Here is a 16,624-nt window from a genome sequence, read left to right as displayed (position 1 = left end):
CGTTTGCAAACGCATCATTTACCTGTTTAGGAAATTTCATGGCAAATACCGCACAAGCGCGCAAACGCGCTCGTCAAGCAGTTAAGCAAAACGCTCACAACTCGTCGCAACGTTCGACCCTGCGCACCGCGATCAAAGCAGTGCGTAAAGCGATCCAGGCTGGCGACAAAGCAGCTGCAACCACCATCTTCCAATCGTCGGTTTCGACCATCGACAGCATCGCTGACAAGAAGATCATTCACAAAAACAAGGCAGCTCGCCATAAGAGCCGTCTGGCAGCTGCCCTGAAAGCACTGTCCGCTTAATTTCCCTTTGCAGGGAGTGCAAGCAAAAACCCGCACTGACATTGTCAGCGCGGGTTTTGTCGTTGGTGCCGGGATCAACCACGCCTAGGCGGTCAGGCGGGAGCCCAGTCGTGCCATTACTTGCCGGCCCAACTGAATGCCTGGTTTTTCGACCAGGTTGTATAGCATCCACCCCAGCGCATAGCTGGCGGGGATAACGACGATGGCCACAATGCCGAGGCGGACGGCAAAATGCAGGCCGACAAAGCTGGCATGACGCGCGCACAAGCCCGCCAGCGGAATCGCAATCAGCAAGTGCGTCAAGTAGACGCTGTAGGAAGTTTCCCCCATGAACATGGCCAGCCTGCAGGACAAGGCCTGCCGCAGGCGTATTGTCATGCTGGCTACCGCCTTGCTGGCTGGCAACGTACCATTGTTCATCAAATAAAACATGCCCGCCACCAGCAGTATCCGGGCGACGGCGACTGGCGAACGTTCCAGCAGTAGCCAACACATCGCCAGCATGATTCCGACCAGCAATCCTGGCAGCATGCTGCGCTCGGCGCGCGCATGGGCAACCCAGATGCCGATCAGGAAGACATACAGCTTGATCGATAAGAATGCCGGCATGGGGAAGGCGTTGATAAAATCGCGGAAAAACATCCGGATGAACAGGCACAGGCCCACCAGCAGCCCGGTCGCAATCACCGGCGATAGCCGCGCGAACGCCACCATGATCAGCGGGAAAAACAGATAAAACTGCATCTCCAGGCCAATCGACCAGTCTGGCAAGGCGGTGCGGAACGCATAGTGCGGCACAAAGCTGAACAGGAAACTGAAATGCATCAGTGCATTGTCGATGCCTTGATCGCTGTAGCGTGACGGGGCAGTGCCAGTGCTCGGCCAGACTTGTGCTATCTCGTGGCGGAAATGGCCCAGCTCGGGGCCGACCGTCAGCGCCACCAGCAGTACCGGGTAATAGAGTGGTGCAATGCGGAAGAAACGTCGCAGCCAGAATTGGTACGTCGTGCGCGAGGACTGCCACGGCTCCTTATGCTGGCGCGCGATGTAGTTGTGCGCCATCAGAAAGCCGGACAGCAGCATGAACAAGTCGACCGCCAGGTCGCCCCACGACAGTAGTGGAATGTAGTGGCCGCCGGTTAGGATCAGCAAATGGGACAGCAATACCCACAGGGCAGCGAGGCCGCGCAGGCCGTCCAGCCAAGGCAGGTGGTTCGGCCCGCTTCCCAGCGCTGCACTATTCTCCATTGCACGCTCCCGTTTGGTAAACAACAAGGCAACTTCACTGCTTAAATATTAACATCATTGGCTTGTGTTTTTTGCACTGCAGCGTGTGTTCAGCAAAAATTCAGGATTTCAATGCTTGTGGCGCCACTGCCATCCACTCGCCCGGCATCAGCGGATGCGTGGCCAGCGAAATCCCGCCGATCGCCGTGCGCACCAGCCGCAGCGTCGGCAATCCGACCGCCGCCGTCATGCGCCGCACCTGGCGGTTCTTGCCTTCCTGTAGCGTGATCGCCAGCCAGCTGGTCGGCTGATCGGCGCGCTGGCGGATCGGCGGATTGCGCGGCCACAGCCACTCCGGTTCGGCAATGCGCACCGCCTTGCACGGCTGCGTCACAAAATCACCGAGGTCGAGCGGCGCCTGCAAGCGCGCCAGCGCCGCCGCATCGGCCACGCCGTCCACCTGCACCAGGTACGTCTTGCCCTCCTTGTGGTCCGGATGCGCGATCGCGTGCTGCAGCTTGCCGTCGTCGGTCAGCAGCATCAGGCCTTCGCTGTCGTAGTCGAGCCGGCCGGCGGGGTAGATGTTGGGAATGGTCAAATGGTCGGCCAGCGTGGCCTTGCCGTCCTGCGCCGAAAACTGGCACAGCACTTGAAAAGGTTTGTTAAATAGAATCAGGGGCATTATCGAAAACTGAAATTGGTGTAGGCTTTAAAACATTGGCGCCTCATTACGTACTGGGGCATAATGCAAAACAGGCGTCTTATATCTTATAGAAGACTAGTATTTCCCCTCGGAGAACCACGCATGTCCCAACATATCCAAGTACCGGCGGACGGCCAGAAAATTACCGTCAACGCGGATTTTTCCCTGAATGTACCAGATAACCCGATCATTCCCTATATCGTTGGCGACGGCACCGGCCGCGACGTCACGCCGGTGATGCTGAAGGTGGTCAACGCGGCGGTTGCCAAGTCCTACGGCGGCGCGCGCCAGATCAAGTGGATGGAGATTTTCGCCGGCGAAAAATCGACCCAGCTCTACGGCCCGGACGTCTCGCTGCCGGAAGAAACCCTGGCGGCCGTGAAGGATTATGTGGTCTCGATCAAGGGCCCGCTGACCACGCCGGTGGGCGGCGGCATCCGTTCGCTCAACGTGGCGCTGCGTCAGAAACTGGACCTGTACGTCTGCCTGCGTCCGGTGCGCTATTTTACCGGCGTGCCGTCGCCGCTGAAAGAGCCGGAAAAGACCAATATGGTGATCTTCCGCGAGAACTCGGAAGACATCTACGCCGGCATTGAATTCGAGCAGGGTTCGGAAGGCGCCAAGCGCCTGATCGATTTCCTGGTCAAGGAACTGGGCGTCAACAAGATCCGCTTCCCGGCCACTTCCGGCCTGGGTATCAAGCCGGTGTCGGTCGAGGGCACCGAGCGCCTGATGCGCAAGGCGATCCAGTACGCCATCGACCACGACAAGCCATCGGTGACGATCGTCCACAAGGGCAACATCATGAAGTACACCGAAGGCGGCTTCCGCGACTGGGCCTACGCGCTGGCGCAGAAGGAATTCGACGCCGAGCTGATCGACGGCGGCCCATGGTGCAAGGTCAAGAATCCCAAGACCGGCCGCGACATCCTGATCAAGGATTCGATCGCCGACGCCTTCCTGCAGCAGATCCTGCTGCGTCCGGCCGAGTACAGCGTAATCGCCACGCTCAACCTGAACGGCGACTACATGTCGGACGCGCTGGCGGCGCAGGTGGGTGGCATCGGCATTGCGCCGGGCGCCAATATGTCGGACTCGGTGGCGATGTTTGAAGCCACCCACGGCACCTCGCCGAAATACGCCGGCAAGGACTATGTGAATCCGGGCTCGCTGATCCTGTCGGCGGAAATGATGCTGCGCCACATGGGCTGGACCGAAGCGGCCGACCTCATCATCAAGGCCATGGGCAAGGCCATCATCTCCAAGCATGTCACCTACGACTTCGCGCGCTTGATGGAAAACGCGGTACAGGTCTCGTGTTCCGGCTTTGGCGATGTGGTGATCGAGCAGATGGAATAAAAAAAGCGGCCTCGGCCGCTTTTTCTTTTTGCGCGGTTAGCGCATGCAGAGCTGCAACGCCGTCTTCCAGTCCGGCAGATGGCAGAAGCGCGTCATCAGGCGTTCCGACGACATCACCGAGTACTGCGGCCGCTTGGCCGGAGTCGGGTAGTCGGCGGTGGTAATCGGCAGCACATTGCACGACAGGCCCGCCTCTTCGATGATGGCCTGGGTGAATGCGTGCCAGGTGGTCTGGCCCTGCGCGCTCAGGTGGTAGATGCCGCTGTTCTGGTCCCACCACGCATTGCCGCCGGCGTGCGCCTGCGACAGCACCAGCGCCGTGGTATCGGCGATGGTGCGGCTCCAGGTCGGCGCGCCGTGCTGGTCGGCCACCACGCGCAGTTCGTCGCGCTCCTTGGCCAGGCGCAGCATGGTCAGCAGGAAGTTCTTGCCGCGCATGCCGTACACCCAGCTGGTGCGGAAGATCAGGTGCGGAATGCCGGCCGCAGCAATTGCCTGCTCGCCGGCCAGCTTGCTGGCGCCGTAGACGCTCAGCGGGCCCACTGCATCGTCCTCCACCCGCGCGGACGGCTGCGAGCCGTCGAACACGTAGTCGGTCGAATAGTGCACCAGCGCCGCGCCGAGCTTCTTGGCCTCTTCCGCCATCACGCCTGGCGCTTCGGCGTTGATGCGGTACGCCAGCTCCGATTCGCTCTCGGCCTTGTCCACCGCCGTGTAGGCGGCCGGATTGACGATCAGTTGCGGCTTGACACTGCGGATCACTTCGCGCACCTGGTCCAGGTTGGACAGGTCCATGACGTTGCGGTCCACCGCCACCACGTCGCCCACGCCTTGCAGGCTGCGCGCCAGTTCGTAACCGACCTGGCCGGTGCTGCCGGTCAGCAGCACTTTCATGCGAACACCTCGGCGTTGGCCAGCAGCGCGGCCGCCTGGTCCTTGCCGGACAGCAGCGGCGCCGCTTCCAGCGCCGGCCAGTCGATGCCGATCGCCGGGTCGTTCCACAGGATGGCGCGTTCGTGTTCAGGCGCCCAGTAGTCGGTGGTCTTGTACAGGAACTCGGCGGAATCGGAAGTCACCACGAAGCCGTGCGCGAAGCCGGGCGGAATCCACACCTGGCGCTTGTTCTCGGCCGACAGTTCAATCCCGAACCACTGGCCGAAGGTCGGCGAGCTCTTGCGGATATCGACCGCGACGTCGAACACCGAACCGGCGGTGGCGCGCACCAGCTTGCCCTGGGCTTGCTGGATCTGATAGTGCAGGCCGCGCAGCACGCCTTTGGACGAGCGCGAATGGTTGTCCTGCACGAATTCACCGGTGAAGCCGGTCAGTTCGCCGAAACGCCTGGCGTTGAAACTCTCAAAGAAAAAACCACGGTCATCGCCAAATACCTTCGGCTCCAGCACCAGCAGCCCTTCCAGTGGCGTCTTAATCACATTCATCGTTGTATCACCTTATCTTCCAAAATTTGCAGCAGATACTGACCATAATTATTCTTCTTCAGCGGCTCGGCCAGCATGCGCAGCTGGTCGGCGTTGATATAGCCCTTGCGGTAAGCGATCTCTTCCGGGCACGCCACTTTCAGGCCCTGGCGTTTTTCAATCGTGGCGATGAACTGGCCCGCTTCCAGCAGCGAATCATGGGTGCCGGTGTCCAGCCAGGCCATGCCGCGGCCCATCACTTCCACATTCAACTGGCGCTTTTCCAGATACACCTTGTTGACGTCGGTAATTTCCAGCTCGCCGCGCGCCGATGGTTTGATGCTGGCGGCGATGTCGCACACCTGGCTGTCGTAGAAGTACAGGCCGGTGACGGCGTAGTTGGACTTCGGCTGCTTAGGCTTCTCTTCAATCGATACGGCGGTGCTGTTGTCATCGAACTCGACCACGCCGTAGCGCTCCGGGTCTTGGACATGGTAGGCGAATACCGTAGCGCCGTCGGTCTGCTCGGTGGCGTGGCGCAGCAGTGCATCGAGGTCGTTACCGTAGTAGATATTATCGCCCAGGATCAGCGCCGATGGCGCATCGCCGACGAACTCCTTGCCGATGATGAAGGCCTGCGCCAGGCCGTCCGGCGATGGCTGCACGGCGTAGCTGATGTTGATGCCCCATTGGCTGCCGTCGCCCAGCAAATCCTTGAAGCGCGGCGTGTCCTGCGGCGTGGAAATGATCAGCACTTCGCGGATGCCTGTCAGCATCAGCGTGGTCAGCGGATGATAAATCATCGGCTTGTCGTAGATCGGCAGCAGCTGCTTGGAAACGCTCATCGTCACCGGGTACAGCCGGGTGCCGGAACCGCCTGCCAGGATGATGCCCTTGCGATTAGATACTGGTGTGCTCATTGCTGGCCCTCGCGGTTAAAGTAATTGGTTTCCACCCACTTGGCGTAGCTGCCCGACTGCACGTCGGCCACCCACGCCTGATTATCCAGATACCACTGCACCGTCTTGGCGATGCCGCTCTGGAAGGTCTCGGCCGGTTTCCAGCCCAGTTCGCGTTCCAGCTTGCGCGCGTCAATCGCGTAGCGGCGGTCATGGCCGGGACGGTCTTTGACGAAAGTGATCTGGTCGCGGTAGCTGCCTGCCGCTTTCGGCTTCAGCTTGTCCAGCATGTCGCACAAGGTATGGACCACATCCAGATTGGCCATTTCGTTCCAGCCGCCGACGTTATACGTCTCGCCCAGGCGGCCAGCTTCCAGCACGCGGCGAATGGCGGCGGCGTGGTCCGTCACGTACAGCCAGTCACGCACTTGCTGGCCGTCGCCGTAGATCGGCAGCGGCTTGCCGGCTTGCGCGTTGGCGATAATCAGCGGGATCAGCTTTTCCGGGAAGTGGTACGGACCGTAGTTGTTGGAGCAGTTGGTGGTCAGCACCGGCAGGCCGTAGGTATGGAAGTACGAGCGCACCAGGTGGTCCGAGGCGGCTTTCGACGCCGAATATGGGCTGTTCGGCGCAAACGCGGTGGTTTCGCTGAACGGCGCATCGTCCGGGCCCAGCGTGCCATACACCTCGTCGGTGGAGACGTGCAGGAAGCGGAACGCGGTTTTTTCGTCGTCCGGCAGCGCCGACCAGTAGGCGCGCGCGGCTTCCAGCAGGCTGAAAGTGCCGTTGATGTTGGTGTTGATGAATTCACCCGGTCCGACAATGGAGCGGTCGACGTGGCTTTCGGCCGCGAAGTGCACCACCGCGCGCGGTTTGTGTTGCTGGAACAACGCCAGCACCTGCGCCTGATCACAAATGTCGCCGCGCACAAAGGTGTGGCGGGCATCCTGTTTCAGCGACGCCAGATTGTTCAGATTGCCGGCATAGGTCAACTTGTCGAAGTTGAGAACCGGCTCATCGGACTGGGCTAGCCAGTCGAGCACAAAATTGGAACCAATAAACCCTGCGCCACCTGTCACAAAAATCATTTGTTATTCCCGCATGAAAGTTGAATTAGTTATAAGCATGATTTTACGACAAACGCATCTTGCACCGCACAAAATATTAGACTGAACAGAAAATTGAGGTGGGCGCTTATGTGGCCCAAAAAATACAGATGGCCGTAGGCACGGCACAATGAACAACGGCCCGGACGAAATGAATCGACCGGGCCGTAGGGCTGTTCTCCGGAGTGCGGAGTGCAGGAGGCTGAAATTAGCCAGCCTGGATATTGGAAGCTTGCTTGCCTTTAGGGCCTTGCGTGACTTCGAACTGAACTTTTTGACCTTCTTTCAAGGTCTTAAAACCGTTCATGTTGATTGCGGAGAAGTGAGCGAACAAATCTTCACCGCCGTCATCTGGAGTGATGAAGCCAAAGCCTTTGGAATCATTGAACCACTTAACAGTACCAGTTGCCATAAAAAGAACTTTCTAAATTAAAACTAGATCACACGAGCCATAAAAGCAAGAAGCTTCCTGCCCCTCTCCTCACGCCCACTTCTTATCAACGTGTACATTTCTGCACGAAGCCGATAACGCATTGTTAGCGGACCAATTTTGAATGTCAAGCAGATTTGTATGCATTTTGCTACTTTTCCCACGATTGGTGAAAAAGCAACTCTTGATTTCCCGGAATAGGACGCCATCTGCGTCAAGTTCAGAAAGCGCGTAAGATGGAAAACAATTGGATATGTGCAGCGAAATGCACATTGCATCAACCCCGAAAGCATTAGAATATAAGCGTATGGCAACCAAGCATGACACCGAAACCCTCTTGGAGCGGCAAACGCTGAAGCCGCCACCGTTGTACCAGGTGGCGCTGCTCAATGACGACTACACACCGATGGAGTTTGTGGTAGCGGTCATTCAGGAGTATTTCAATAAAGACCGTGAAACAGCCACGCAAATAATGCTCAGTGTTCACCGCTACGGCAAAGGAGTGTGCGGCGTGTTCTCTAAAGATATAGCCTGTACCAAAGTGGAGTTTGTTTTAACGCATGCGCGCAAGGCAGGCCACCCCCTGCAGTGCGTGATGGAGGAAGTATGATTGCGCAGGAATTGGAAGTAAGTTTGCATATGGCGTTTGTCGAAGCCCGACAGGCGCGCCACGAGTTCATCACGGTGGAGCACTTGCTGCTGGCCTTGCTGGACAACCCTTCGGCTGCCGAAGTGTTGCGCGCATGCGCCGTCAACATTGAAGATCTGCGCAAAACGCTGACCAATTTTATTGGTGACAACACCCCGACCGTGCCCGGCACGGGCGAGGTCGATACCCAGCCGACGCTCGGTTTCCAGCGCGTGATCCAGCGCGCCATCATGCACGTGCAGTCGGCGTCCAATGGCAAGAAGGAAGTGACCGGCGCCAACGTGCTGGTCGCCATCTTCGGTGAAAAAGACTCGCACGCGGTGTACTACCTGCACCAGCAGGGCGTGACCCGCCTCGACGTGGTCAATTTCATCTCGCACGGCGTGCGCAAGGATCAGCAGTCCGACACCGCCAAGGCGTCGGAAGGCGTGGAAGAGGGCGCCCCGGCCGGCGAAGGCCAGAGCAAGGAAAGCCCGCTCGACCAGTTCACCCAGAACCTCAACAAATCGGCTGCCGACGGCAAGATCGATCCGCTGATCGGCCGCGAAGACGAAGTCGATCGCGTGATCCAGATCCTGTGCCGCCGCCGCAAGAACAATCCGTTGCTGGTGGGCGAAGCCGGCGTCGGCAAGACTGCCATCGCCGAAGGCCTGGCTTACCGCATCACCCAGGGCGACGTGCCGGAAATCCTGACGAATGCCGTGGTGTATTCGCTGGACATGGGCGCGCTGCTGGCCGGCACCAAGTACCGCGGTGACTTTGAACAGCGCCTGAAGTCGGTCCTCAAGCAGTTGAAGGACAATCCGAACGGCATCCTGTTCATCGACGAGATCCACACCATCATCGGCGCCGGCTCGGCGTCGGGCGGCACGCTGGACGCGTCCAACCTGCTGAAACCGGCCTTGGCCAACGGCCAGCTGAAGTGCATCGGCGCGACCACCTACACGGAATTCCGTGGCGTGTTCGAGAAGGATCATGCACTGAGCCGCCGCTTCCAGAAGGTGGACGTCAATGAACCGACCGTCGAGCAGACCGTGCAGATCCTGCGTGGCCTGAAGTCGCGCTTCGAAGAGCACCATGGCGTGAAATACTCGTCGTCGGCGCTGTCGACCGCGGCGGAACTGGCGGCCCGCTTCATCAACGACCGTCACCTGCCGGACAAGGCCATCGACGTCATCGACGAAGCCGGTGCGGCGCAACGCATCCTGCCGAAATCGAAGCAGAAGAAAACCATCGGCAAGACCGAGATCGAGGACATCATCTCCAAGATCGCCCGTATCCCGCCGCAGACCGTCAATCAGGACGACCGCAGCAAGCTGCAAACCATCGACCGCGATCTGCGCAACGTGGTGTTCGGCCAGGACCCGGCGATCGAAGCGCTGGCGTCGGCGATCAAGATGGCGCGCGCCGGCCTGGGCAAGACCGACAAGCCGATCGGCTCCTTCCTGTTCTCCGGTCCAACCGGCGTCGGCAAGACCGAGGTGGCGAAACAGCTGGCCTTCATCCTCGGCGTCGAGCTGGTGCGTTTCGACATGTCGGAATACATGGAGCGTCACGCCGTGTCGCGCCTGATCGGTGCGCCACCGGGCTACGTTGGTTTCGACCAGGGCGGCCTGCTGACCGAAGCCATCACCAAGAAACCGCACACGGTGCTGCTGCTCGATGAGATTGAAAAAGCCCATCCGGACATCTTCAACATCCTGCTGCAGGTGATGGACCATGGCACGCTGACCGACAACAACGGACGCAAGGCCGACTTCCGCAACGTGATCATCATCATGACCACCAATGCGGGCGCCGAGAGCTTGCAGAAGTCGTCGATCGGTTTCACCAACACCAAGCAGGCTGGCGACGAAATGGGCGACATCAAGCGCATGTTCACGCCGGAGTTCCGCAACCGTCTGGATGCGATCATCAGCTTCCGCGCGTTGGACGAGGAAATCATCCTGCGCGTGGTCGACAAGTTCCTGATGCAGCTGGAAGAGCAGCTGCACGAGAAGAAAGTCGAAGCGATCTTCACCGAGAAGCTGCGCAGTTTCCTGGCGAAGAAAGGGTTCGACCCGCTGATGGGGGCGCGTCCGATGTCGCGCCTGATCCAGGACATGATCCGCAAGGCGCTGGCCGACGAACTGCTGTTCGGTCGCCTGGTCACCGGCGGCAAGGTCACCGTGGATCTGGACGAGAAGGACAACGTCAAGCTGGAGTTCCCGGAACCGCCGGATGCCGCGCCCGCGCCGCCGCCGGAAACCGTCGAAGTCGAGTAAGCAAAAGCCCGCTCCCCAGCGGGCTTTTTTTTCGCCCCGGACAGAAGGGGTCTGACCCCGTACGGGGTCAGACCCCGCGCCGCAGCGCAGTGCGGGTTGCGCAGGTGCCGCATACGTCTGATCCAGATCAAAATCGCTGCACCCGCCAGGCGCAAGATAGCCGGAGTTGGAACGCTATCAATACGCCGGCGGAGGATGCCATGATCGATTATTTCGGCCACCTGGCCGTGCTGGACGCGGTGCGCGCGCAGCTCAAGGCTGCCACCTACAGCGCCGCCGCCGAGCAAAAAGCCCAGGCCCGCGCGCTCGACGCCCTCCATCAAGACAATGACCTGGCCATGCTGGGCGCGCTGACCGACCACCTGCTGGCCCACGCGTCCAGCGACGACAGCGAACTCACCATGCTGCAAGACGCCGCCGACCTGTGGCGCGACGGCCTTGCCATATACAGCGACGTCAGCAGCGCTCGCGCCGGCCTCGAGTCCGCGCTGACCAACCCCGCCGCGCCCGGCGCCGTCGACAAGTTCAACCAGGCCAACGCGCTGCTCAACGGCCTGGAACACCGCACCACCGAACTGATCGCCGCCGCCATGGCCTTGCCGGCCACGATGTCGCCGCCGCGCTACCTGGCGCGCCACCCGCGTCAGGCAGACAGCAAAACGCCGGACTGGAACTGGGGCGACCTGTTCCTCGCGCGCCGCACCGACGCCTTCGTCCGCAACCTGACCGCCGCCGCCGGCAAGGACAGCGGCGCACTGGCCTTCGCCTTCGGCGCGCTGGCCGGCTATGGCGGCAACGTCGCCGGCAGCGCCTGGCAATCGCGCACCGTGGGCGGCCCGCGCCGCGCCCATCCGTACCGTGACCGCCTGGCCAAGTACGCGGGCGGCGCCTGGCTGCGTGACACGCATCCCGGCCTGCCATCGCTGAAGAAGCTGGCGCAGCAGCTGCGCTGGGGCGCGCCGTCGCTGCCGCCGCAACTGCCGCCAGCCATCGCCCAGCTGCTGACCGACACCTTGTCCGCCACCTACGACACGCGCATCACCGCGCCGCTGCCGGACCTGCAGGCCGGCTACCAGCGCCTGCTGCGGCATCTGGAGCTGCTGGCCGTGTTCGAGATGCCGCCGCTGCCGGCGCCGCTCAGCGCGCCGCTGGAAATCCGCAAGGCGAGCAGTCCGGCGGCGTTTCCCGCGCTGGAGACCGGCGTCAAACCAACCGGCGGCGGTGCGCCACCGGGCGGCGGCGCCTCCAAGTCGGACAGCGAAGATACCAAGAGCAAAACCTGCTGGGCGGGCTTGCTGGCACTGTTGATCGTCATCGGCATTGTCTTATTGTGCATCATCACGCTGGGGCAGGCCTGCGGTGGCAGCGCGCCGAAAAAAGACCCCAGCTTCCCCGATCCACAGCCCGGCACCAACGGCCAGGCGCTGACCGCGTTTGCCGCCACCGACCAGGCGGTCCACATCTGCGACGTGCTGGAGCAGCTGCAGCTCTACATGTGGCAGAGCTTTTCCGATGCCGCCGACTACCTCGCCGTGTTCGGCATCATCTACCCGAGCCAGCTGCAACTGCTGCAACCGGTACACGCGCAGTTCACCAGCGCGCCGGCGGCGGCGCCGTTCCCGCACCGCGCCAGCGCCCAGCCCAACGCCGGCTACGAAACCGCCCCCACTACGCCGATCGAGCACGCCGCCGCCGGCGCGCCGCCGTTTATGCCGCCGGCCACGCCCGCCAGCTACGTTACGGCCGCCGTGCGCCTCGCCATGCCGCTGTGGACGCAGATGGCGCGCGGCGACGCCGACAGTCCCAATCTCGACATGGATGCCGACCGCGACAATCACCACCAGTGCTGGGACATCGCCGCCGGCTCCATCAATGACGACCCGGTGCCGGAAGTGGTGCTGGCGTATCCGCAAACCGCCGCCTGAGGAGCCGCCATGGACCATGACGACATCGACACTTCCCATCCGTGGCTGGTGATCCCGTATTTCAACGGCGACGAAGGCCGCAGTTCGCAGCGGCCGCTCAGCAAGATCACACCGCCGGTGACCAGCTGGCTGTGTCCATTCATCCACGTGCAGGGCGTCAACTACAGCACGCCGCCGGGCACATACTTGCCGGACGAACCGCTGGAAATCACCATCCAGGTCGACAATCGCGGCGTGCCGAATGCGTTGGTCAAGCTGCAGGTTTACTGGGCTGATCCGGCCACCGGCTTCGTCAACCCGCAACTGATCTTCACCACCACGTGGCCGGTCGCGGGGCGCGACGTCACCGGCCCCACGCTTTTTCCTAAGATGATCTGGACGCCGCAGCAGGCCAGCATCCCACCGCATTTCTGCCTGCTGGCGCGCGTCAGCTGCACGCCGCCGGAGCTTGATCCCGGTCCGCTGGCGCCGTCGCCGATGACCGACCGTCACTGGGCGCAATACAACCTGCAATCGGCCATGCTCAGCACGGCGGGCAATCACCGCTTCGTGTTCTGGGCCGGCAATCCGGCGCTGGAGGCGGGCGCGTACGCGGTGAACGCGCGGCCGCTGGCGGAAGACGCGCTGCGCCAGCTGGCCCGCGTGATGCGCGCCGAGCCGGTGCCAGCCAGGCCGCAGCAGCTGGCGCTGCGCCGCGCCACGGACGAAGGCAGCCGGCAAGCGGCCAGCCTGGTGCTGGAACTGGAGCGCGGCGAACGCAAGGCGCTGGTGCTCAGCGCGCAGGAGCTCAAGCTGGCGCCGCACCAGTTCACGGCGGTGGAAGTGGTGCAGACGCGCGTGGGCCACGAGCGCGAGGACGAGGCCACCGGCAGCCTCGGTGTGGTGCTGTTCGGCTATTCCGATAAAAGACGCTGCCGATAATCTTCCCTGGAGAAACAAGCTGTGCCAGAATGGCCGATCCGTATCGACCACTCCGACACCGCGCCATGAACCTGTCCCGTCCACTTGCCCAGATGTTGTTGTCCGCCGGCCTGCTGTCCGCCGCCGCTGTTGCCACCGCCGCCGACGCCTACTACCGCTATCCCGCCATCCGTGGCGACGCCGTCATCTTCACCGCCGAGGGAGACCTGTGGAAGACTTCGTCCCATGGCGGCCAGGCCCAGCGCCTGACGACGCACCCGTCGGCCGAGACCAACGCCGCCATCTCGCGTGACGGCCAGTGGGTGGCTTTCTCGGCCTCGTACGAGGGCGCGCAGGAAGCCTATGTGATGCCGCTGGCGGGCGGCCTGCCCAAGCGCCTCACCTTCGAAAATGGCGCCGTCACGGTGCTGGGCTGGACCGCGCAGGGCGAGGTGCTGGTCAGCATGGCGGGCGGCACCGGGCCGAGCCGCAACTTCGTCATCGCCGCCGTCAAACCAAATAACCTGGAACGCCGCATCTTCCCGCTGGCCGACGCCAACGACGCCGTGCTGGCCGACGACGGCCAGACGCTGTACTTCACCCGCAACGGCCTGGCGCTGACCAACGACAACGTCAAGCTGTATCGCGGCGGCGCCTACGCCCAGCTGTGGCGCTACGACGTCAGCGGCAGCAGCGAGGCGGTGCAGCTGCTGGCCTCGGACAGCGGCAACAACAAGCGGCCGATGTGGTGGCAAGGCCGCGTCTACTTCATCAGCGACCGTGGCGGCTCGGACAATCTGTGGAGCATGGCCGCCGACGGCAGCGATCCGCGTGCGCTGACCCAGTACACCGACTGGGACGTGCGCAACGCCGCCATGGGCGACGGCCGCATCGTCTACCAGCTGGGCGCCGACCTGCACGTGCTGGATCTGAGCGCCAGCAAGGATGAAAAATTGGCGATCGACCTGGTATCGGACTTCGACCAGCAGCGCACCCGCCAGATCCGCTCGCCGCTGGAAACCCTGACCAGCGTGCAAATCGCCGGCAAGTACGAGCGCATCGTGCTGACCGCGCGCGGCCGCGTCAGCGTGGCCGGTACCGGCGCCCAGCGCCGCGTGGAGATCGCGATCCCGGAAGGCGCGCGCGCCCGCGACGCCGTCTTCAGCCACGACGACAAAGCCGTCTACGCCATCGTCGACACCACCGGCGAAAACGAAATCTGGAAATTCGCCGCCGACGGTTCCGGCAAGGGCGAGCAACTGACCCGCGACGGCACCAACCACCGCTGGAAGCTGTACCCGTCGCCGGACGGCCGCTGGCTGGGCCACACCGACAAGAAGGGCCGCTTCTGGGTGCTGGACCTGGCCACCAAAACCAACACCATCATCGACGATGCCGGCAAGACCGGCGCCGGTGATTATGAAGAGATCCTGTGGTCGCCGGACAGCAAGAACCTGGCGCTGGTACGCGCCGGCAGCACCGAGCAGCGCGACCAGATCGGCCTGTACAACCTGGAGGCGAAGACGCTCAATTTCGTCACCAGCGACCGCTACACCTCGCGTTCGCCGGTGTTCTCGCCGGATGGTAAGTGGCTGTACTTCCTGTCGGCGCGTAACTTCACGCTGGCCAACGGCTCGCCCTGGGGCGACCGCAATATGGGCCCGGTGTTCGACAAGCGCACCGGCATCTACGCGCTGGCGCTGCAACCGGACAACCGCTTCCCATTCAAGCCGGACGATGAACTGAGCAAGCCGGCCGACAAGCCGGCCGAAGGCGCGACCGAGCAGGCGGCCGAGAAAGCTGCTGAAAAAGCCGCCGAAAAAGTGGTCTCCAAAACCGCTGTCGCCAAGCCGTCCGGCAAAGCGCTGCCGGCCATCGTCTACGCCGGCCTGGCCGAGCGCCTGTACGAAGTGCCGCTGGCAGCAGGGAATTATCGCGGCCTGCAAGTCGACGACAAGCGGCTATACTTCATCGACGCCGACGGCGCCGACAACAAGGCCGCGCTCAAAACGCTGGCCATCGCCAGCAACGAGCCGAAGCCGGAAGTGTTTGCGGCGGGCGTGCGCGAGTTCGATCTGTCGACCGACAAGAAGCACGTCTACTACCGCACGCTGGCCGCTACCAGCCCTGGCGACATGCTGGTGGTGGAAGCGGGCGCCAAGGCGCCGGCCGATGTCAGCAAAGCCAAGGTCAAGGTGGATGACTGGACCTTCGTCTCCAATCCGCGCCTGGAATGGAAGCAGATGTTCAACGACGCCTGGCGCATGCACCGCGACTTCCTGTACGACGTCAAGATGCGCGGCGCCGACTGGCCGGCAGTGCGCGCCAAGTATGCGCCGCTGGTGGACCGCGTGACCGACCGCGCGGAACTCAACGACGTGCTGGGCATGATGATCAGCGAAGTCGGCGCGCTGCACTCGCAGATCGCGCCGGGCGACATCCGCCGCTCGACCCCGGAAGGCACGCCGGCCGGCCTGGGTGCGCTGCTGACGCGCACTGCGGACGGCTACCGCGTCGATCATATCTACGCCAGCGAGCCGGAACTGCCGATGCAACGCGGCCCGCTGGCGCAATCCGGCGTTGACGTGAAGGAGGGCGACATCATCACCGCCGTCAACGGCAAGCCGGTGCTGGAAGCGCGTGACATCGCCGACCTGCTGCTCAACCAGGCCGACAAGCAGGTACTGTTGCAGGTGAAACGCAAGAACGATACACGCCAGGTGATCGTGCTGCCGGTGAATATGACCAAACAGTTCGCGCTGCGCTACAGCGACTGGGAACAGTCGCGCGCGCGCCAGGTGGAGGCCGCTTCCAAGGGCCGCATCGGCTACCTGCATCTGCGCGCCATGGGCGCCAATGACATCGCCGCCTTTGCGCGCGACTTCTACGCCAATGTGAATCGCGAAGGTCTGATTATCGACGTCCGCCGCAACAATGGCGGCAATATCGACAGCTGGATCATCGAGAAGCTGTTGCGCAAGGCGTGGGCCTTCTGGGCGCCGCCGGGCGTGGCGCCGTCGCCGAATATGCAGAACACCTTCCGCGGCCACCTGGTGGTGCTGGTGGATGAATACACCTACTCGGACGGCGAGACCTTCGCGGCCGGCATCAAGGCGCTGGGACTGGGGCCGCTGGTCGGCAAGCGTACCGCCGGCGCCGGCGTGTGGCTGAGCGATAACAATCGCCTCAGCGACAACGGCATGGCGCGCGTGGCTGAAATGGGGCAGTTTAATTCGCAGGACGGCCAGTGGCTGATCGAAGGCGTGGGCGTGACGCCGGACGTGGTGGTGGACAATCCGCCGCACGCCACCTATCAGGGCCAGGACCGCCAGCTGGAAGTGGCGCTGCAACTGCTGGATAAAAAGCTCAAAGAGCAGCCGCTCAAGCCCTACAACCCGCAGGTGATACCGGGGCGGACTGTCCAGAAGTGAACAGTGGC

General features: G+C 62.4%; 14 protein-coding genes. 7 read left to right on the top strand and 7 right to left on the bottom strand.

Translation table 11 applies throughout. The features are described from left to right. Positions 1-38: 38 nt before the first annotated feature. Positions 39-305: a 30S ribosomal protein S20 gene (rpsT, locus tag GTP55_RS26070; protein WP_110846758.1), complete on the top strand. Its 267-nt coding sequence runs from the start codon at positions 39-41 to the stop codon at positions 303-305. Between the two features lie 84 nt (positions 306-389). Here the strand turns inward: rpsT and GTP55_RS26065 are convergent, their stop codons facing one another. After that, on the bottom strand, positions 390-1,580 hold the full coding sequence (locus GTP55_RS26065; protein WP_229258169.1) for an acyltransferase family protein: 1,191 nt from the start codon (positions 1,578-1,580) through the stop codon (positions 390-392). A 73-nt stretch (positions 1,581-1,653) separates the two neighbouring features. Beyond that, positions 1,654-2,214, bottom strand: coding sequence for a pseudouridine synthase (locus GTP55_RS26060; protein WP_161047705.1), 561 nt, complete (start codon positions 2,212-2,214; stop codon positions 1,654-1,656). A 123-nt stretch (positions 2,215-2,337) separates the two neighbouring features. Between GTP55_RS26060 and icd the strand changes: the two genes are divergently transcribed. Further along, complete coding sequence (gene icd, locus GTP55_RS26055) at positions 2,338-3,594, top strand: NADP-dependent isocitrate dehydrogenase (protein ID WP_161047704.1); 1,257 nt, start codon at positions 2,338-2,340, stop codon at positions 3,592-3,594. A 36-nt stretch (positions 3,595-3,630) separates the two neighbouring features. On the opposite strand, the gene rfbD is transcribed toward icd, so the two are convergent. The 5 genes from rfbD to cspE all read right to left on the bottom strand — a co-directional run bounded on the left by rfbD (position 3,631) and on the right by cspE (position 7,429). Then, the gene (gene rfbD, locus GTP55_RS26050) at positions 3,631-4,488 is read right to left on the bottom strand and encodes a dTDP-4-dehydrorhamnose reductase (RefSeq protein ID WP_161047703.1); all 858 of its coding nucleotides are present in this window, start codon (positions 4,486-4,488) and stop codon (positions 3,631-3,633) included. Next, positions 4,485-5,033 (bottom strand): dTDP-4-dehydrorhamnose 3,5-epimerase, encoded by a 549-nt coding sequence (gene rfbC, locus GTP55_RS26045; RefSeq protein ID WP_161047702.1) that lies wholly within the window; start codon positions 5,031-5,033, stop codon positions 4,485-4,487. Before rfbC ends, rfbD begins: the two co-directional genes overlap by 4 nt. Further along, positions 5,030-5,932: a glucose-1-phosphate thymidylyltransferase RfbA gene (rfbA, locus tag GTP55_RS26040; RefSeq protein WP_161047701.1), complete on the bottom strand. Its 903-nt coding sequence runs from the start codon at positions 5,930-5,932 to the stop codon at positions 5,030-5,032. The genes rfbC and rfbA overlap by 4 nt, the downstream gene beginning before the upstream one ends. Beyond that, positions 5,929-6,999, bottom strand: a complete 1,071-nt coding sequence (rfbB, locus tag GTP55_RS26035) for a dTDP-glucose 4,6-dehydratase (protein WP_161047700.1) — start codon at positions 6,997-6,999, stop codon at positions 5,929-5,931. Before rfbB ends, rfbA begins: the two co-directional genes overlap by 4 nt. A 226-nt stretch (positions 7,000-7,225) precedes the next feature. Continuing rightward, a complete protein-coding gene (gene cspE, locus GTP55_RS26030) occupies positions 7,226-7,429 on the bottom strand; it encodes a transcription antiterminator/RNA stability regulator CspE (protein ID WP_038495037.1) in 204 nt (67 codons plus the stop codon). Between the two features lie 325 nt (positions 7,430-7,754). Between cspE and clpS the strand changes: the two genes are divergently transcribed. From clpS to GTP55_RS26005, 5 genes are all read left to right on the top strand, one after another. Next, positions 7,755-8,057 (top strand): ATP-dependent Clp protease adapter ClpS, encoded by a 303-nt coding sequence (gene clpS / locus GTP55_RS26025; RefSeq protein ID WP_017876854.1) that lies wholly within the window; start codon positions 7,755-7,757, stop codon positions 8,055-8,057. Then, positions 8,054-10,360, top strand: a complete 2,307-nt coding sequence (gene clpA / locus GTP55_RS26020; RefSeq protein ID WP_110846751.1) for an ATP-dependent Clp protease ATP-binding subunit ClpA — start codon at positions 8,054-8,056, stop codon at positions 10,358-10,360. The genes clpS and clpA overlap by 4 nt, the downstream gene beginning before the upstream one ends. A 200-nt stretch (positions 10,361-10,560) precedes the next feature. Further along, entirely contained in the window at positions 10,561-12,285 is a 1,725-nt protein-coding gene (locus GTP55_RS26015; RefSeq protein ID WP_161047699.1) for a hypothetical protein, read from the top strand. A gap of 9 nt (positions 12,286-12,294) precedes the next feature. Then, positions 12,295-13,206, top strand: a complete 912-nt coding sequence (locus tag GTP55_RS26010) for a hypothetical protein (protein WP_161047698.1) — start codon at positions 12,295-12,297, stop codon at positions 13,204-13,206. Between the two features lie 65 nt (positions 13,207-13,271). Further along, entirely contained in the window at positions 13,272-16,616 is a 3,345-nt protein-coding gene (locus GTP55_RS26005; RefSeq protein WP_229258168.1) for a S41 family peptidase, read from the top strand. Positions 16,617-16,624 lie beyond the last annotated feature (8 nt).

This window comes from Duganella margarita, assembly GCF_009857535.1.
GTDB classification, from domain to species: Bacteria; Pseudomonadota; Gammaproteobacteria; order Burkholderiales; family Burkholderiaceae_D; genus Rugamonas; species Rugamonas margarita.
Note: the sequence above shows the minus strand (reverse complement) of the source record. Positions and strands in the feature narration are given on the sequence as shown.

Coding starts and splice junctions, on each gene's coding strand:
- rpsT (WP_110846758.1), top strand. CDS start 39: ATGGCAAATACCGCACAAGCGCGCAAACGCGCTCGTCAAGCAGTTAAG.
- GTP55_RS26060 (WP_161047705.1), bottom strand. CDS start 2,214: ATGCCCCTGATTCTATTTAACAAACCTTTTCAAGTGCTGTGCCAGTTT.
- icd (WP_161047704.1), top strand. CDS start 2,338: ATGTCCCAACATATCCAAGTACCGGCGGACGGCCAGAAAATTACCGTC.
- rfbD (WP_161047703.1), bottom strand. CDS start 4,488: ATGAAAGTGCTGCTGACCGGCAGCACCGGCCAGGTCGGTTACGAACTG.
- rfbC (WP_161047702.1), bottom strand. CDS start 5,033: ATGAATGTGATTAAGACGCCACTGGAAGGGCTGCTGGTGCTGGAGCCG.
- rfbA (WP_161047701.1), bottom strand. CDS start 5,932: ATGAGCACACCAGTATCTAATCGCAAGGGCATCATCCTGGCAGGCGGT.
- rfbB (WP_161047700.1), bottom strand. CDS start 6,999: ATGATTTTTGTGACAGGTGGCGCAGGGTTTATTGGTTCCAATTTTGTG.
- cspE (WP_038495037.1), bottom strand. CDS start 7,429: ATGGCAACTGGTACTGTTAAGTGGTTCAATGATTCCAAAGGCTTTGGC.
- clpS (WP_017876854.1), top strand. CDS start 7,755: ATGGCAACCAAGCATGACACCGAAACCCTCTTGGAGCGGCAAACGCTG.
- clpA (WP_110846751.1), top strand. CDS start 8,054: ATGATTGCGCAGGAATTGGAAGTAAGTTTGCATATGGCGTTTGTCGAA.
- GTP55_RS26015 (WP_161047699.1), top strand. CDS start 10,561: ATGATCGATTATTTCGGCCACCTGGCCGTGCTGGACGCGGTGCGCGCG.
- GTP55_RS26010 (WP_161047698.1), top strand. CDS start 12,295: ATGGACCATGACGACATCGACACTTCCCATCCGTGGCTGGTGATCCCG.
- GTP55_RS26005 (WP_229258168.1), top strand. CDS start 13,272: ATGAACCTGTCCCGTCCACTTGCCCAGATGTTGTTGTCCGCCGGCCTG.